At 68.3% G+C, this 16,401-nt stretch carries 14 protein-coding genes and 1 pseudogene; 11 read left to right on the top strand and 4 right to left on the bottom strand.

What is annotated here, in order from left to right; all coding sequences use genetic code 11:
- From Van01_RS08305 to Van01_RS08315, 3 genes and pseudogenes are all read right to left on the bottom strand, one after another.
- Window positions 1-550 (bottom strand): annotated as a pseudogene (locus tag Van01_RS08305) (hypothetical protein); the annotation flags it as partial.
- Window positions 551-1,100: 550 nt separating this feature from the next.
- Entirely contained in the window at window positions 1,101-1,310 is a 210-nt protein-coding gene (locus tag Van01_RS08310) for a DUF397 domain-containing protein (RefSeq protein WP_204003224.1), read from the bottom strand.
- Entirely contained in the window at window positions 1,307-2,197 is an 891-nt protein-coding gene (locus Van01_RS08315; protein ID WP_204003225.1) for a helix-turn-helix domain-containing protein, read from the bottom strand. Before Van01_RS08315 ends, Van01_RS08310 begins: the two co-directional genes overlap by 4 nt.
- A 1,525-nt stretch (window positions 2,198-3,722) precedes the next feature.
- Between Van01_RS08315 and Van01_RS08320 the strand changes: the two genes are divergently transcribed.
- The 11 genes from Van01_RS08320 (at window position 3,723) to Van01_RS08370 (ending at window position 14,408) form a co-directional block, all read left to right on the top strand.
- A complete protein-coding gene (locus Van01_RS08320) occupies window positions 3,723-5,174 on the top strand; it encodes an APC family permease (protein WP_239098948.1) in 1,452 nt (483 codons plus the stop codon).
- 326 nt (window positions 5,175-5,500) lie between these two features.
- Complete coding sequence (locus Van01_RS08325; RefSeq protein ID WP_239098949.1) at window positions 5,501-6,214, top strand: hypothetical protein; 714 nt, start codon at window positions 5,501-5,503, stop codon at window positions 6,212-6,214.
- Window positions 6,211-7,428 carry a histidine decarboxylase gene (locus Van01_RS08330; RefSeq protein ID WP_204003227.1) on the top strand — a complete coding sequence of 406 codons (1,218 nt, stop codon included), beginning with the start codon at window positions 6,211-6,213 and terminating at the stop codon, window positions 7,426-7,428. The genes Van01_RS08325 and Van01_RS08330 overlap by 4 nt, the downstream gene beginning before the upstream one ends.
- A 34-nt stretch (window positions 7,429-7,462) precedes the next feature.
- A complete protein-coding gene (locus Van01_RS08335) occupies window positions 7,463-8,590 on the top strand; it encodes a histone deacetylase-like amidohydrolase (RefSeq protein ID WP_204003229.1) in 1,128 nt (375 codons plus the stop codon).
- Window positions 8,591-8,615: 25 nt separating this feature from the next.
- Window positions 8,616-9,383 carry a class I SAM-dependent methyltransferase gene (locus tag Van01_RS08340; protein ID WP_239098950.1) on the top strand — a complete coding sequence of 256 codons (768 nt, stop codon included), beginning with the start codon at window positions 8,616-8,618 and terminating at the stop codon, window positions 9,381-9,383.
- Window positions 9,384-9,919: 536 nt separating this feature from the next.
- Window positions 9,920-10,273, top strand: a complete 354-nt coding sequence (locus tag Van01_RS08345) for a hypothetical protein (RefSeq protein WP_204003233.1) — start codon at window positions 9,920-9,922, stop codon at window positions 10,271-10,273.
- A 480-nt stretch (window positions 10,274-10,753) separates the two neighbouring features.
- On the top strand, window positions 10,754-11,554 hold the full coding sequence (locus tag Van01_RS08350; RefSeq protein WP_204003235.1) for an endonuclease/exonuclease/phosphatase family protein: 801 nt from the start codon (window positions 10,754-10,756) through the stop codon (window positions 11,552-11,554).
- The gene (locus tag Van01_RS08355; protein WP_204003241.1) at window positions 11,551-11,883 is read left to right on the top strand and encodes a hypothetical protein; all 333 of its coding nucleotides are present in this window, start codon (window positions 11,551-11,553) and stop codon (window positions 11,881-11,883) included. Before Van01_RS08350 ends, Van01_RS08355 begins: the two co-directional genes overlap by 4 nt.
- Window positions 11,867-12,598: an ABC transporter ATP-binding protein gene (locus tag Van01_RS08360; protein WP_204003255.1), complete on the top strand. Its 732-nt coding sequence runs from the start codon at window positions 11,867-11,869 to the stop codon at window positions 12,596-12,598. Before Van01_RS08355 ends, Van01_RS08360 begins: the two co-directional genes overlap by 17 nt.
- Window positions 12,595-13,593 carry a hypothetical protein gene (locus Van01_RS08365; RefSeq protein WP_204003259.1) on the top strand — a complete coding sequence of 333 codons (999 nt, stop codon included), beginning with the start codon at window positions 12,595-12,597 and terminating at the stop codon, window positions 13,591-13,593. The genes Van01_RS08360 and Van01_RS08365 overlap by 4 nt, the downstream gene beginning before the upstream one ends.
- A 194-nt stretch (window positions 13,594-13,787) precedes the next feature.
- Window positions 13,788-14,408: a hypothetical protein gene (locus Van01_RS08370; protein WP_204003262.1), complete on the top strand. Its 621-nt coding sequence runs from the start codon at window positions 13,788-13,790 to the stop codon at window positions 14,406-14,408.
- 262 nt (window positions 14,409-14,670) lie between these two features.
- Here Van01_RS08370 and Van01_RS08375 read toward each other — a convergent pair whose 3' ends face one another.
- Window positions 14,671-16,230: a hypothetical protein gene (locus tag Van01_RS08375; RefSeq protein ID WP_204003265.1), complete on the bottom strand. Its 1,560-nt coding sequence runs from the start codon at window positions 16,228-16,230 to the stop codon at window positions 14,671-14,673.
- Window positions 16,231-16,401 lie beyond the last annotated feature (171 nt).

The raw sequence follows: 16,401 nt of genomic DNA on the forward strand, positions 1-16,401 counted from the left end.
CCTCACCGACAGTGCTCGCGTCTGAGCCGCGCAGTTCGCGGTGGGCGGCAGTGATTGCGGTGCGTGCCTCGTCGCTGCCGGCGGCAGCCAGTGCTTCGGCCATACGTGTAAAGCACAGGGCACGAGTTCGGGTGGGTACCGAACTGGGTTCCAGCGAGCGGCGTGAGAAAGCAATCGCCGCCCGAATGTCGACGTTGTCGAGGGCGCGTTGGCTCTGCCGCATGAGGGTGTAGGCGGTGAGTGCATTGTCGTCAGCCTCGATCGCGCGGCGGTGCGATCGGTCAAGCCATGACCCGCCATCGGGCGGGGCGGTGTTGTCGGCGATCCAGCTCATGAACTCCGACCAGAGGGCGTCGACGCGTGCGAGGTGTGGTCGAACGTGGTTGCCCTGGAGTTGGTCGAGGACGTCGAGATGCTCCTGCACATGGCTCTTGAGTCGGGGCCACATCCGGGTGGGCCGAGCTATGAGTGCGTCGAGATCGCGTAGCCATGCCTCCGGATCGCGGTCGAGAAGCTCGTCATTGACGCGGATGCGGACCAACCGGTGCATAGCTGGCTGGCATACCGGACCTGTTCGGACGGCGCCTGGAGTACGTCGAGGGCTGTAGAGACCCAGGTCGGTGTCTGTGGTGACACCGAGCACTTGGCGTAGCGCGACTCGGCGTTCGCGGCTGGGCCAGCGGTGTTCTCCGCGTTCGAGTTTGCCGACCCAACGGCGGTCGACGTAGTGCGCGGTGAGGTCGCGGTCTGGGTAGAGCTGAGCCAGGGCGGTGTTGACGGCGTCGGCCAGCTCGGTCCGGGACATGCGCTGTCCGGGTCGCCGCGGTGACGGCAAGCCCGCCCGTCTTTCGGCGAGCTGCGCGTTCGGCGTGATCAGCGTGTCCGGATGATGAGGCACCGATACCCTCCCGTGGACCCAACCGGACTCAATCAAACGTGCGAACTCGCCGGGCGTCCTCAGTCGAGGCCGTAGGCATCGCTCGGCTGGCTGCTGTCAGCGTGGCATCAGGATCACCAGAGTCAAGGCGGGCCTTGAGTGGCGTCGCCGAGACCGGAAGGCCGGCCTCGGCTGCGCGGGATGCAGTGTCGCGAGTGCTCAGCTACTGCATTGGAGACGAGAAGCCGCGATCACGGACGGCCTGCGTGAAGGTATGCCATTGCTCGGGGGCGAATCGAAGTACCGGTCCGGTACTGTTCTTCGAATCGCGTACCAGGATCGGTTCGTCAGTGTCGGCGACTTCGACGCAGTTGCCATCGTCGCTGTGACTGGACTTGCGCCAGGTGAGCTGGGTACTGGGCCGGATAGTCATATCGAGGCTCCTTCGGTGGGTGCCAGACTCTCCGCCACGGCGCGGAGGAGACGGATACTTGAGTCGGGAGGCAGGGCCGCGGCCTTGAGTCGGCTGTGCAGGCCCACATAGGGGTCCAGCTCATCTGGATCGGTGTGAATCATATCGCGGGTCAGGGTGTCGACCGCGACAGCCCGTGACCCCTGCGGGTCGCGATAGCGGTAGATCGAGTACGCCGAACGGGGCGCGCTGTGACCTGTGATCGACGTGTCGGACGGCAGCACCTGGACGACCACGGATGACGGGTGATTCGTACAAACGGCGATGACGTGTCGAAGCTGCTCCGCGACGGCGGCGGGGTCAGCTGCGCGTCGCCGAATCGCGCTCTCGTCGATGACGGCTTCGTAGCGCGGCCCGCCAGCGGCGAGCACTAGGCTCTGACGGCGAGCGCGGGCGGCAACCGCGGCGGCGGGGTCGAACCCGTCGCCGTGGCGGGCCGGTTCGCTGCGGAGCCGCGCAGCGGCGTAGGCGGGAGTCTGGAGTAGGCCGGGGATCAGTGAAATGGCGAATTCGGTGATCGTCTTGGTGCCGCTTTCCAGATCCGCGTAGACGGCTTGCCGGCTCCCCATCCGTTTCGCGTCGGCTATCCACCATCCACGCGCCCAACCGTCGGCGGCGGCGTCCATAATCGCGGCCCTCCGATTCACGCCTACCGTGAGGTAGTCACAGATTCCGCTGACCAGATCGATGTCCGGGCCGAGATGGCCGTTCTCCAGCGCGCTAATCTGTTGCCTCGGAAATCCCAGCGCACGGGCGACCGACTCGCTCGTGATGTCATGCTCCTCCCGCAGTCGGCGGATTTCACGTCCGAGCCACTGTCGACGGACATAGGGACTGGGGCGGGTCAACGGCAGCCTCCAAGATCGGTCCCGAGTCCGGCCAGGCGCTCAGGGTCGGCCGGGCATTCAATGTAACCCGGGTTGAGGTAAAGATGATCTCCATGTTGTTGCTCGACCCGCATGAACACGCAGCTCAATGCCCCGTCGGACCGAAGGTCGGTACGCAAGGTCGGACCGAAGGTAGGTATTCCCAGCCGCGCCCGATTCGGTGATCGTTTATTCGCAAAGAGCTATGCCCACGTCGGGATAGGTCTGTTGCCGAAAATCCCGCAGGTGGCACGACCGATGCGGCGGCTCTTGGCGCTTGCGATGCGTGCGTGAGCCTCCGGTAGCGACCGCCCAACCACGATGTCCAGCAAGGTTGACCACCAGGAGAAGCAGAAGCACCCCGTCGAGTGCTGTTGAGGCTTAGGAGCCGCCGTGATGCCGACAACGATGCAGTCCAAGGATATGGCGATGGTCAGCGCGGTTGGTGCGGATGTGCCCTGGCTTGCTGTGTCGTTGGCCAAGGCGCTGTCGGCCCGATCAGTTGGGGCGTGGCTTGTGCCTGACGCGAGGGCTCGTGTGGGCGTTCTACTTCGGTACGCCGAGTTTGTGTTGGAGCATGCGGTGCGGTACGGCCAGGTCGACATGGCCGTAGATCGGGCGTCGTTGGCAATTTGGTTCTCCCACTCGCGGCGTCCGCCGTTGTCTGGCCAGTGGGTGTATGACCTGCGGCGACTGCTCGGAGCTAGCGCCAGCCGGTTCGCCGTGTTCCACGCTCATGTCAGTGCGGCTCAGCCGAACGTTCCGCATCACTATCTGGCGCACGTTGTGCAGGGCCACGGAGTGCGAGGCGATGTCCTCGCGGGGCGGCTGCGTGTTCTCGATGCCGCTGGGCTGCCGTCGTTTGCGGAGTTGGTCGGTGACCGGCCGCGGGAGAGCCTGCTTGCTCGGTGTGGGTACCAGCCTCGCTCGCCGGTTCTGTTGGCGCCGGGTGGTCCGGTGCTGTGGCGGATGTGGCGGTCCGTGCCTTGCGCTGCTGGAGCCGACGGAGCGGCCGTGGACGATTTGCCGCGCCGGGTCCGCCTTCACCGTCCCAGGGCTCGGCGATTACTGGCGGTGTCGGGTTCTTCCTAGCTACGTGTGCTCGCCCTGGCCCAGGGGCTTGACGCTCTTGATGTCGCCCCGGAGCCATGTGAGGACGCAGTCTTCCCAAGGAGTTATCCCTCGTGAACATGACAGAACGAATCTCGAGCGCGTTGTTGCCCGCAGAACCTTCCGGTATCGCCGTCGCGGAGTCGCGGGAGTTTGTGTGGGGTTACGCGATCCGTCGTGAGCGGCCCAACGGTGACCGCGATCTGTTCGGATTCACGCCCGACCGGGACGGTGCCAAGCGGGCGGTCGCCCGTGAGGAGAGGTATTGGTGTCGCGCTCCGGTGCGGCCGGTGGCGGTGCACGTGGTACCGACCAACGCGACCGGCATGAACCGACATCCGGTCGATGGCTGCCGTGCTGGGGCGTGCCCCATCTCGCTGGAGCGGGGGGTGGCGTGGTGAGTGCGGGGTTGCAGGTGGCGTTGGCGCGTCGGACGTTGACGCCTGCGGGGTTGTTTGTTTTTGGTGCGGCGGCGTCGGCGCCGTTGGTGGTGCTCGTCGGCGGTATTCCGGCGATTTATGCGACCACGGGCGTGGTGGCGTTGCCGCTGACGTATCTGTTAGTGGCGGCCGGGGTGGCGTTGCTGGCGGTCGGGTACACGGCGATGGCACGTCAGGTGGGTCATCCGGCGGCTTATTACGGCATCCTGGCTCGCGGTGTCGGTCCTGGTTGGGGTGTGGCGGCCGGGATGGTCGCGCTGGTTGCCTATGGCGCGATTCAGACGAGTTTGTATGGCCTGCTCGGCGGGATCCTGGCCGCGACGTTCGGTGGCTCCTGGTGGGTGTGGGCCGCTATGGCCGTCGCCCTGGTCGGGACGCTGGGGGTCAGGGCGATCGTGCTGTCCACCCGGGTGCTGGGGACGGTGTTGGCGGCCTCGCTGCTGATTGTTGTGGTGTTCGTGGTGGCCGGGGTGAGTCAGCCAGTGGCCGGTGCCGTGTCTTGGGAGGGCTTCGAGGTCTCCGGGCTGGCGGTCACCGGGATCGGTGGGGCGGTCGGGTTCATCGTGGCCTCGTTGATGGGTGTCGACGCCGCGGGCAGCTTCGCCGAGGAGGTGATCGACAAGACGGCGATCAGCCGGGCCACGATCGGCGCGGCGCTGCTGCTCGGCGGGGTGTACGCGCTGGAGGCGTGGGCGATGGGCGTGGCGAGCGGCCCGAACACCGTCGCCGAGCAGGCCGCCGATCCGGGGCTGCCGTTCGCGGTGCTGGAGCGTGCTGGCGGCTGGTGGGCCGGTGCGGCGAGTGTGCTGCTGATCTTCGCGATCCTCACCTCGATGCTGGCATTCCACAACGTCTTCGCCCGGTACGTGTTCGCGATGGCTCGTGAGCAGGTGTTGTCCGCCGGGCTGGCTCGCACCGGCAGCGGGAGGCGGGTCAGCGCGCCGCGCGGCGGGTCGGTGGCGCAGACGGTTGTAGCCGGGGTGGTGGTGGCTGGCTTCGCGGTGGCCGGCCTTGACCCGGTCGAGCAGATGTTCACCTGGTTGTCGAGCCTGGGGGCGATGGGTTTGCTGGGCCTGCTGCTGGCCGCGTCGGTGGCGGCGCTGGTCGCTCCGGCTCGGGTGCGCGGCCCGGGGGCCGGGATGTGGCAGTGGCGGTTGGCGCCGGTGCTGGGCGTCCTCGCGGGGTGTGTGCTGCTGACGCTGATGGTCGGTAACGCGGGGTCGCTACTCGGTGCCGCACCCGGGTCGCCGTACCCCTACCTGCTGCCGGCGCTACTGCTCGGCGTCGCCGTGCTAGGCGGGATGTGGGCTGGGCATCTACGGCACGCCCGGCCGGATGTCTACGCGGGCATCGGTCGCGGTACTCCATCGACACACCAAGTGCCCGACGACATCCGCATCTCGATCTGACAGGGGCGTCGATGATGACCCACGCGGCGACACCCGCCGGACACTACGGCGCCGGCCCTCAGCATCGCGGCTACGACCCGCAGCATCCCGGTCACGGCCGTGACCCGCTGCATCCCGGTCGGCGGCCGGAGCACGCGCCGCCGGTGCCGCCCGGCGGCTACGGGTCTCCTGTCCAGTACGGGCCGCGGTCCGGCTACGACTCGCCCTCCGCCGGTCACAAGCGGGTGCCGGACACTCACGGTCCTGCCTCAGCGCCGATGCCTGCACCCGTGGCCGTGCCTACACACGGCCCCGACGAGGAGGCACCGGATCCTGATCCTGCCAAATTGTGGGCGCATCTGCGCCGTCAGGTGGGCTGGCGGGCGACGCGGGCGAACCAGAGCCATATGGTCGAGGCCGACCAAGCGTATGGGACATCTAGGGCTCTCGGCCCACACGGCATTCTGTGGTTCTTCGTTTCCAAGGCGGCGGCTGAGCCGTTCGGCCTTCGGCTCCACATGGCCCACAGGCTGTGGTACAGCTCGCCCGACGCGGACAATCTCCCGACGCTGCTCGCCGAACTGGCCAAGGTCGCCGAACGCAATATCGCCAACGCGGACGCGGCCGGGCAGCGGTGGCACCCGCTGGGTCCGGATGCGGCGATGGCCAACGGCGGAGAGGTGACCCTCCCATCGAGCGCAAGCTACCTGGGTGTGGGCGTGACCACGCTCGATACCGCTGACGGCCGCTGGTACAGGCTCGCGGCCGGCTTGCGCATGCCGTCGCCTACCGGTTACAGATCGGTCTATGACCTCAAGGGCCACTGCTATGTCCTGCTGACCGACGGCACCGCTCTGCGGATCGATCGTGACCCCCACCGCCGCCTCGGCGACGACGGCATCCGCAGTAGTAAGCCCCTCGATGCCGACCGTGCCCATTGGCACAACCCCTACGCGGACTTGACCGAGCAGGGCGAGTACGGCACCCGTGAGGTGTGGCGGCGCCTGGCTGGCCTGCATTACATCCTGGCCTCACACCTGGGCGAGGGGCAGGCGCCGTGACCGACACCCAGGCCCTCGACTTGGCCGCCGCCGCTGATCTGAGCGTCAGCCCGTCGATCGACGTTACTGCGGTCCTAGACCATCTCGTCAACGACGCCGACGCCGCCGCGTTCACCGCCATCGGCTACCCGGGGGCCGTGGATGTCGACTACCGCGAGGTCATCGCGCGCCTCGGTGGCCGGCTGTGGAACAACATCGGCGATCCGTTCCTGGACGCGGGCGGGGTAGCCCATACGCGGGTGCTGGAACGGGCCGTGATCGCCTGGGTTGCCGATCTGCTGGGCATGCCCGCCGATGACCGCTGGGGCTACGTCAGCGCAGGCGGCACTGAGGGGAACCTGTCCGCCCTGCACGCCGCCTATCGCCGCTACCCGACGGCCCGGATCTACCACTCCACGGCAGCCCACTACTCCATCCCCAAAATCGTACGGCTCATCCGTGCACGCAGTGTGGCCGTCGACACTGACCCGCACGGCGAGATGGACTACGAGCACCTGGCCGCGCAGCTCCGAATCAAAGGACGACGGCGCTCGCCGGCGATCGTGATCGCCACCGCCGGCACCACCTTCCACGAAGCCGTGGATGACACCAGCCGGATCCGCACTGTCCTCGACGAGCACGGCGTCGCGGGACACGTGCACGTCGACGCCGCCCTGTCCGGTATCCCTCTCGCCCTCGACGGCCGACTACGGCTCGACGACGCCAGCGACCTCGGCAGCGTCGCGATCTCCGGGCACAAGTTCTTCGGCACGCCACGGCCGTGCGGGGTCGTCCTCATGCGCGACAGCCTCCGTACTCACGGCAGCCGCATCGCGTACACCAACACTCACGACACCACCATCGGTGGCTCTCGCTGCGGTCTGGCCGCCGCCCTGCTGTGGCACGCCATCGCCGGCTACGGCGCCGAAGGCCACCGGTGGCGCGTGAGTGAGGCCCGCAGCCTCGCCGCCTACGCCGTCGAGCAGATCAACGCCACTGGCTGGTCCGCCCGGCGTCACCCCCACGCCTTCACCGTCGTCATGCCCACCCCACCCGAGCAGGTACGTCGAAAGTGGCTCCTTGCCACCGAGCCCCCGTACAGCCGCCTCATCTGTATGCCCGGTGTCCGGAAAAACCAGATCGACGCGTTCGTCGCCGACCTTGCTGCCGCCATCACGGTGCCGATCCCGCGTCCCCGCACACCGCAGCCACCTGAGGCAGCCACCGCCTGCTGAACCTCTGCCCCGCATCGAATCATGGAGGCGACAGATGCCCACCGGCTACGTCCACCATCCGCTGTTCTACTGGCATGACACCGGTACCAGCGCCGGCGTGGTGCCGGCGGATCCGTCAGCGGGCATCCAACCGTTCACGCACGTGGAGAGCGCCGACGCCAAACGGCGAAGCCACGAGCTGATCCACACCTCGGGCCTCCTCGCAACGGTGAAAGTCATCGACCCGCGCGAGGCCACCATGGACGAGCTTCTGCGCGTGCACACCAGCGACCACATCCAGCACCTTCAGGAGCAGAGCGAGCTGCCAGGAGGAGGCGACGCTGGAGACGGCTTCTCCCCAGTGGGCCGCGGCAGCTACCGCATCGCCCGCCTCGCCGCCGGCAGCCTGGTCGAACTCGTCACCGCGGTCACGGAAGGCACGGTCAGCAACGGCTACGCGCTGCTGCGCCCACCCGGGCACCACGCCACCGCCGACCAAGGGATGGGTTTCTGTTTGATCAACAACGTGGCCATCGCCGCTCGACACGCCCAGGAGGTCCTTGGCCTGGCCAGGGTCGCGGTGGTGGACCTCGACGTACACCACGGCAACGGCACCCAGTCGATCTTCTACGGCGATCCCAGTGTGCTTACCATCTCGATTCACCAGGCCAACTGCTTCCCACCGGACTCCGGAGGGCTCGGGGACAACGGTCTTGGTGACGGCGTCGGGTACGCGCTCAACATCCCGTTGCCTGCGGGCACCGGCCACGCCGGCTACCTGCACACCATGCGCGAGGTCGTCCTTCCCGCGCTCGACCGGTTCGACCCCGACCTGATCCTGCTCTCGGCCGGCTTCGACGCCAACGTCTTCGAGCCGATGGCGAGGCAGATGCTCATCGCCGACACCTACCGGGAAATGACCCGCCTCCTGGTCGACGCCGCCGAACGGCTCTGCCACGGCCGCCTCGTCAGCGCCCATGAAGGCGGCTACAACCCGTGGTACGTGCCGTTCTGCGTCCTTGCCCACGTCGAGCAGCTGTCCGGGCACCGCACACCCGTCGTCGATCCCTACGTCGGCGTCGTCGCCGCCGATCACCTCCTGCCGCACCAACGTGAGGTCATCGAGGCCGCCGCGCAACTCGTCGCGGGAATCAAACCGGCCCCTACCAATTCCGCCGCCTGACCCAGCGCCAACCCTCGGAGTGACCATGACAACAACGACACGGCCCGCCCCACCTGGGCCGTTGCACCGGGTGCTCGACCGGGGCATCGAGAATCACCTGAGCCGGATCAACATCAACACCAACCACAAAGTGCTGGAGATCGGTGCGGGCGTCGGCACGGTCACCGCCCGCCTGGCCGGCATCGTCGGTCGCTACGGGTCGGTCAGCGCCGTGGACCGCGACGTCGAACACCTCACCCCGACCAGCATCATCGACATCCACCGGCGTGATCTGGACCGCGAACTGCTGCCCGGTACCGCAGGCTGTTACGACGTCGTCGTCGCCCGCTGGCCGAACGGCCCACTACGCGACCCGGCCGACGTACTGGAGCAGATGATCGTCCGGCTACGGCCCGGCGGCTGGCTCGTCCTGGCCGACGTCGCCGCGTCGACCCCTCCCCTGGTGTACCGGGCCCCGAACGAGGAGGCCGCCACCCTGATCTACACCGTCCTGCGGCAGGTCCACGGCATCATCGCCGGCCGCGACGGCGAGACCTGGACCGCCGACGCCGAGGCCCTGCTGCTCGACAACGGCGTGACGCGGCAGTGCGTCCACACCACCGCCGAGACCTGGACCGGGGGCGGCCCCGGATGTCACCTGCTCGCGGACATCGTCACCCATCTGCGACCGACCCTCGGCGGGTTCACCGACGCCGACGCCGACCGATTCGCCACCCTGATGGCTGACCCCCGTGTGCTCCTGCGCTCCTGGGAGACCCGCCTCATCCACGCCGAGCAGGGCGAACTGACATGACGCACCTGACGACCCTCCGCCGCCTGCTGGCCGCGCCTCTGGGCGCCCTGGTCCTCACGGCGTGCCAGCACACCAAGGCAGCCGACCAGAGATCGGACACCACGAGCACACCGGCCACCACGGGACCGGCCGGAACACCCGCAGCGGCCACTGCCACCGGACTTACCGCACAACAGCACCTGCTGCTGCTCGCCCGACACCATCGGCGCGACACCTTCCGACCCCCCCGCGCGGCCTGCCCTACAGCTACCTACACATCCAGACATGGACCCGTTCGACCAACCGCATCTCCGCAAAGACCTGCGGCGATGGCGGCACAACACGGATGGCTCCGGCCGGGAGATCACCCGCCGGGCATTGGACCTGCGGGGCGCGGATCATCATCCCGCGGCTGAGGAACGAGACCTGTTCCGCGATGCCGCACCGACCTCAATTGGACACGCCGCTTGGCGGCTACCGGCCGACCTCGACGAACCGCAGCGGGCTCGTGGCAGAGGTGACGGTCCGGATTGCCTCGGCGGCGCCGGACGAGGGTCGTGGACGCTACTGTCACCGGCGGCGGCGTGACCGCCAGGTCGTGGTGCAGCTGGGGTTTCCCGTGCGTCGGTGGGACACACGACCAGCGCCTCACCCGCGTCCGGCGCCTCATCTACCACACCCTGCTGGCTGACCCGCGACGCCACTGGACCGTGCGTGGGCTCGCAGACGCCCTCCCCGTCACCGCACACGCCCTGCGCGACAACCTCAACCTGCTAGTAGCGGAGGACATCGTGGCCCAAGTCCGGCACCAGCGCGCACTCACCGCCGTTTTCACCGAGGACGGCAAGCGGACATTCACCGCGATCGTGCGCGTGGCGGCGGAGGCAACAGAAGACCGCGCGGTGGCGTGATGTGATGCCGCCGCTGTATCCGGACCGTCACGTGGCAGGCCGCGTCATCGCAAAGCGGCGCCATGGGCAGCGGGTATTCCGCTCGCGGCCGACCTGGAGGACAAGCGGGAGGCCGACCCGGGAACAGCCAGTGGGTACCGGATTCCACAAACAAGCAAGCTTCCAGCCTCCCGGAATCGGGAGGTAGGAGGGCCAGGCCCTGCCATCGGGAGGTCTCGGCTGGGCAAGCCTGGCCAGTCCGGCCTCGGCTCGCCGACGGCACGCCTCCGCTCGGCAGGGCACGCCAAGGAAGTCCGGGACGCGACGCGAACACGCGTCGCGTCCCGGCAACCACCTCCACCCAACGGGAAGGGGACAGCCGTGGCACGGCTACCAGTAGCTCTCTTCAACTTCGAGAACGGCGGCCTCAACGGCTCCGAGTACGACTTCACGCCCATGCAACAGGCTTTCGCCGATGTCGACGAACCACCCGCCCTGATCTTGTTCTGCGAGGCGAAGAACTACCGCGACCGTGCCGGCGAGCCCAAGTACGCGGCGGCGGAAGCGCTATCGGACGCACTGGGCGTGCCGTACGTCGTCGAGCTCGGTTCGATGCGCCGCGGGCCACTACCTCCCGCAATCTTCTACGACCCGACGAAGCTGCTTCTGCGACGGTGGTGGCAGGCCGACGACCCAGGCGTCTTCGACGACCAACGCAACGTCGCGAGGTTCGCGATCCGCGACAGCGGCCCGCTCGCGACCGACCGCACAGAGTTCCTGGCATTCGTCGACCACTGGCAGCCGCTGTCCGGCGACACACGTCTCGAAGAGGCACGACGACTCAACCGGTACGGCGACCGGCAGCCGCTGCCCGTGATCGGCGGCGGTGACCTCAACGCCACCGCATCGGGCACCCACCTACCTCAACGCGACTGGATGGCCGCCCCCTTCAGCGACCGCTCACACAAAGGCATACCCGGCCCCGACGGTACGTGGGGGCCAGACACCCGCGCCCTGGACTACCTCATCGGCACCTGGGACGAACAGATCCAGACCCGGCAGGACGGATGCGGCCTCCACTCCCTCGCCGAAATGGCTTGGTGTGCCGCCCCGAGCAAACCCATCCTGCCGACGGTCAACACCGGCATCGAAACCGGCGGCGGACTCCTCATCGACTGGCTCCTGGTCAACGACGCGATGCGCGCACACGTCGTCCCAGGCAGCTACCGCGTCCACATACCTCCCGACGACCGCCCTCACCCCTCCGACCACCGCCTCGTCACCGCCACGCTCGACCTGTGACGGCGCCGTACCTGCTCATCACCGCGATGGGCCCTGGTGCTGTTCATCCGCCGCAATTCCCTGCCCGGTCAGGTGACGTGATGAGCGCGTTCGTCCGGACCGTCGCGATCTATCGGATCCGCCCGCTGTCCATGGTGCCTGCGGCTCTGGCAGTTCTTGTGATCATCGCCGTGGCGGTGTCACCGGATCCGTACCTTCATGTCACCGTCGCTCGCCGGCATCACCCGAATCCACGGACGTCGCCACACACCGACGCCGTGCGCGCCGCCCCCGGCGTCGCAGCCCTCTACCTCGGCACCAACGGGGGTGACGATGCTGCACATCCGTAACCTGACCGTCGCCTACCCGGGCGGGGCTCCGGTCCTACATGCTGTCACCCTCGACCTGCGCAGCCCTGGCGTGCACGCGCTGGTAGGCGCCAACGGGGCCGGAAAGACCACCCTGCTACACACCCTCGCCGGCCACCTCTCACCCGCCACCGGCACCGTTGTCGTCGACGACCGGGAGGTGACCGGCTGGCATCCCACCGCCGCCGCGCGAGCTGGTGTCGCACTGGTTCCCCAGGGCCGTCAGCTGTGGCCGTCGCTGACCGTCGCCGAGCACTTCGCCGCCACAAGGCCCGCCAGAGACCGCGACGAGAGGTGGACCGTCGAGGAACTCCTCGGCCTGTTCCCGCCGCTGGCCGCCCGCATGGGACACCGCGCGTACCAGCTCTCCGGCGGAGAGCAGCAGATGCTCACCATAGCCCGCGCCCTGCGCACCGCCCCCCGCCTGCTACTGGCCGACGAACCCACCGAAGGACTCGCCCCCATCGTCGCCAACCAGATCATCACGGTGCTTCGGGACCTGCCCGCCCGAGGAGTGAGCGTCCTCGCCGCGCTCCCGCACGCAGGTGTGGCCGCGATGATCGCCGACACCATGCACGTCCTCGCCTCCGGGCAACTCCTCGGCTACACCCGAACCGCCGCCACGGTCAGCGATGTGCAGCGCCAGCACCTCACCCTCACCCACCCCGGCGACGAGCGTCCGGAGCCCCAACAATGACCTCCAACCCTGCCGCACTACCAGAGCCGGACCGCCGCATCGCCATGCGAGGCCCAGCGGCGGTGGCCACCCTGCTGCTGGCCACCGCCACCAGCCTGGCGGTTATGCCTGTTTGGTCGGCACCCGTCACCACCCCGGAAGGCTGCTCGGTCCCCGCGGCACCGCAGCTTGACCTGGCCACCTCCGCCGCACGCCATGACCGGTCACCGGCCACCCCCGTGGCCTACCCGCAGCCCGCTCGCAACGTCCTGCGGGACCTCGCCGCCACCACTACCACCAGCCCGTGCGACACCATTTCGGGCCGCTACGACCTCATCCGCTACCTCCAATGGCGAGAGGACCCGTCCTGGTGGGGAAGGCTGCGAGAGGTCGTGCGGTGGCATGCCGACGACCGATCCGGCGCTCAGCTCACCACCCACCACCCGCCTGGCCCAGCGCCGGTGGGCAAGGGCTGGTGGAATGCGGGCCACATCCCCCACCACATTCCGACCGACACCATGGTCAACCCGCTGTTTCGGTTCCTCACCAGCGACCTCCTACTCCCCGACAGCCGCAGTGACGTCCACGCCGCCGAAGCCTTGCGGGCCGTCGCCGATCTGGCGACCTGGCACACCCTGCGCCGCGACGACCGCGCCGCCGTCCTGACCGTCCTGGCCCGACACGACCGGCTCGTCTACTACCCACGAGTGTCCGACCGCGCCGGCCGCGTCGGCGTCGCGATCACCGCCACCGACAACGACGGTCACCGCAGCCTGCTCATCGTGCATCCCACCACCGGCGACATCCTCGCCTACGAAACCGCCCGCCCTGACCGAGCCGGCGGTTGGCGACCCACCAGCTACCTGCTCATGCTCGGACACAGCCGCGTCAACGTCCGCTGGTGGGAGCCACCCCACCCACCGCCCCCAGCACCGCTACATCCGCAGCGAGCACGGGTCGAACTGCACGTGCCGGCCACACTCTGCCTACCCACGGCTCACGGAGATGCCCGATGACCACAACGGCACACCAGCTCCGCAACACCCCGCAGCAACTCGGCCCCTCCCGCCCTCACCAAACGCCTCACACCCACCCTGCCGGCCGAGGCCGAAACAGTCACACAACCATCAGCGCCCCTCGTCAGCGTGATCTCCCCTCCGACAGCCTCCAGCCGTTACCGTGCGGATGGATCGCCAACACAGGAGGACGCATGCGGCGGATGGTCAAGTTTCAGGAAGCGGTCGAGCGGCTACGCGAGGAAAGCCGCCATCGGGACATAGACATCTCGGATGTCGCCGCGCAGGACATCCTCGCCGACCTCGTCACCAGCACCGCCGCTGCTCTCGGCATCCGCGAAGACACCTTCGTACGTTCTCACCTTCCGAACGTCGACCTTGCCGACCTCGCGGCTCACCTCAAGCAGGCAGACGACGCGCAAAAACGCGAGTTGGCCGAAGCCTCCCCTGCCGTCGTCAGCTTAGAGAACACCGGCCGACTCATCGCATCGCTCGCCCAAGCGGTGCGGTGCGTCAGCCTCAATCACGACCAGCTCGCTCAGGGGCGCCGCGACAAGTGGACGGCTGTCGCCGTCCTCGATGACGCCAGCAACTGCCTTACTCTCCTCGGCGAAGCCGTGACCAACAGCCACACCACCGGACGTGGCACCGCCGTTTTGTGGAATGACGAAAGCGTCGTGTACGCACGGCGCGCTCTCACCCAGACCATCAGCAACATCCGCAACGGCGGCTGGACCTTCGCCCACGGCCCGCAGCTCGACGCCGACGTCGTCTCCCGCATGAACGACGACCTGAGTCTCCTTCCACCAGAGTGAACCCGCCGACTCCACGCGATACGACGACCGACTTGCCGACGATGTCACGCGGCCGGACAGTGTTGAGCAGTGCTCGGGCATGCTCACCCCGATTCGCCCGATCGTCGATTCGACAGTCTCGGCATCCCGGCCCGGGCCGGACAACGAGGGCGAGCCGCCGGTGCCGGAACCCAAGCGTTCAGTGAGGCTTCTCGATACATTGTCGGTAGAGATGGTGCCGGATCGCCGCCCTCGGAGACTGCGCTGATTCATGCTGACGACGTCACTCGGGTGGCAGCGTTCGCGGGGCCGCTCGAGTCCAGCGAATCGCTTCGAATGACGCGTCCAGGATCGGGTTGGAGGGTCTCACGATGCCGGTGCGGGCGCGGGCGGCGGTGAGGGCTGCCGTGGCGTCGGCGGTGAGGTGCGGCGAGTCGGTGTTGAGTTCGGTGAAGACTCGCCCGGAACGTTCCGCGACCGCGGCGGCGACGAGCTGTTCGAGTTCGGTGAGCGACACGACCGCGGTGGGGAACGGCATCTGACTCGTAGCCGGTGCGAACATCGAGTGGTTAGCGAGGTACAGCGGCTCCGGCACGACGATCAGGCCGCGAACCGGCCGGTCGACGGGCAGATGAGCGAACGCGGGATGACCGCCACGCCACCGCTCGTAGGTGTCTCGGAGCTGAGTGCGTGCCCGCGCGAGTCCTCCGTCCAGCATGCGGGTGTAGCTGGTGAAGTCCAGGCGTGAGGGTACGGTGGGGCGCAGGCTCTTGACCTCGATCAGGATGACCTGTTCGGGAAACACGACGAATCCGTCGATCTTCTTCGCGTTGCCGGATTCGATCTCGCCGGTGACCTTCGCGCCGATCTCGGTCAGCTCGGTGAGTTGCTCGAGCGCATACTCCTCGTTGACATGTCCGAGGTCGTCGGCGAAGGCCGGCCCGTACCGATCGCGTCCCGCGTAGTACAAGGCCGCCATGGAGAACCGGCCGACGACGAACAGTGGCTGCGGCGCCAGGCCGTTGCCGTCGGGCAGCACGACGAAAGGCCGGTCGGCCAGCGGGTTGAAGTCGTACTGACGCAGCTCCGACCGCAGGTTGCGGCCGGAGCGGGCCAAGGCGCGCAGTTGTCCGGCCGGGGCGCTCATCCGGGTGTGCCACACCCGGAGGATCTCCTCCTTGGACACCGCCGCCAGGACGGGCGCGAAGTGAGGCAGGTCGAGCCAGGCCGGGTTGAACAGTCCCGCATTGTTCATCGTCGCGGCCAGGAAGAACGGGGCGAGGGAGGTGTAGGTGCCGACGTCGACGCCGAGCAAGTCGGTGATCACCTGGTCGCTGAGGATCTGATAGCGCGGCCGCGGGAAGGACCGTGTCAGCATGGGCCTCATCCGTGCGGTGTCACCGAAGACCGGCTGCTGGTACGGGAACTGCTGGTAGCCGGCGCGCACCAAGAACCCCGTTCCGGAGCCACCGTCAGGCTGACGGGGCGCCGTCAGGGGATCCGCCAACTCGTGGACGAGCCGGTTCAGCTCCGGCAACACCTCGGCCGTGGCCCGCTGCCGGCCGGTCGCGGCCAGGCCGCCGGCGAGCGCCTCCCGGGCGACCAGGCTCACCGCCCACGGCGTGATCGGGTCGGCGGCGTTGACCAGGAAGCGAGGCGAGCGATGCCACTGGCTGGCCGACGCCGAGGCGAGCAACCGCAGCAGGCCCGTGCCCTTGAACCGGCGGACGCAGCGGACGAACTCGTCGTACCGCACACCCGTGGGCCGACCGGCAGCTGCGGACAACGCCGGGGACCGACCCGAAGCCGAGCGCCCGTTCCGCAGCCGCCGCGAAGAAGACATAACACCAGTATGGTGATACGTCACGCGAACCACCACCGTGATTCGCGGCAGCGATGGCGGCGAGCCCTGGGCCGCCCGGCGTAAGCGATGCCCGGCGCGGAGGTGCCGAGATATCGGTGCCGTGTCCTCGGGGACGCCCCGTGCAGGACGTACTCCTCCACGCCTCCGCCT

The sequence above is a fragment of the Micromonospora andamanensis genome (assembly GCF_016863495.1).
GTDB lineage: Bacteria > Actinomycetota > Actinomycetes > Mycobacteriales > Micromonosporaceae > Micromonospora > Micromonospora andamanensis.

Bases quoted from the DNA above. Each gene is read 5' to 3' on its own strand.
- Van01_RS08310 (WP_204003224.1), bottom strand. From the start codon at position 1,310: ATGACTATCCGGCCCAGTACCCAGCTCACCTGGCGCAAGTCCAGTCAC.
- Van01_RS08335 (WP_204003229.1), top strand. From the start codon at position 7,463: ATGCCCACCGGCTACGTCCACCATCCGCTGTTCTACTGGCATGACACC.
- Van01_RS08340 (WP_239098950.1), top strand. From the start codon at position 8,616: ATGACAACAACGACACGGCCCGCCCCACCTGGGCCGTTGCACCGGGTG.
- Van01_RS08360 (WP_204003255.1), top strand. From the start codon at position 11,867: ATGCTGCACATCCGTAACCTGACCGTCGCCTACCCGGGCGGGGCTCCG.
- Van01_RS08365 (WP_204003259.1), top strand. From the start codon at position 12,595: ATGACCTCCAACCCTGCCGCACTACCAGAGCCGGACCGCCGCATCGCC.
- Van01_RS08370 (WP_204003262.1), top strand. From the start codon at position 13,788: ATGCGGCGGATGGTCAAGTTTCAGGAAGCGGTCGAGCGGCTACGCGAG.
- Van01_RS08375 (WP_204003265.1), bottom strand. From the start codon at position 16,230: ATGTCTTCTTCGCGGCGGCTGCGGAACGGGCGCTCGGCTTCGGGTCGG.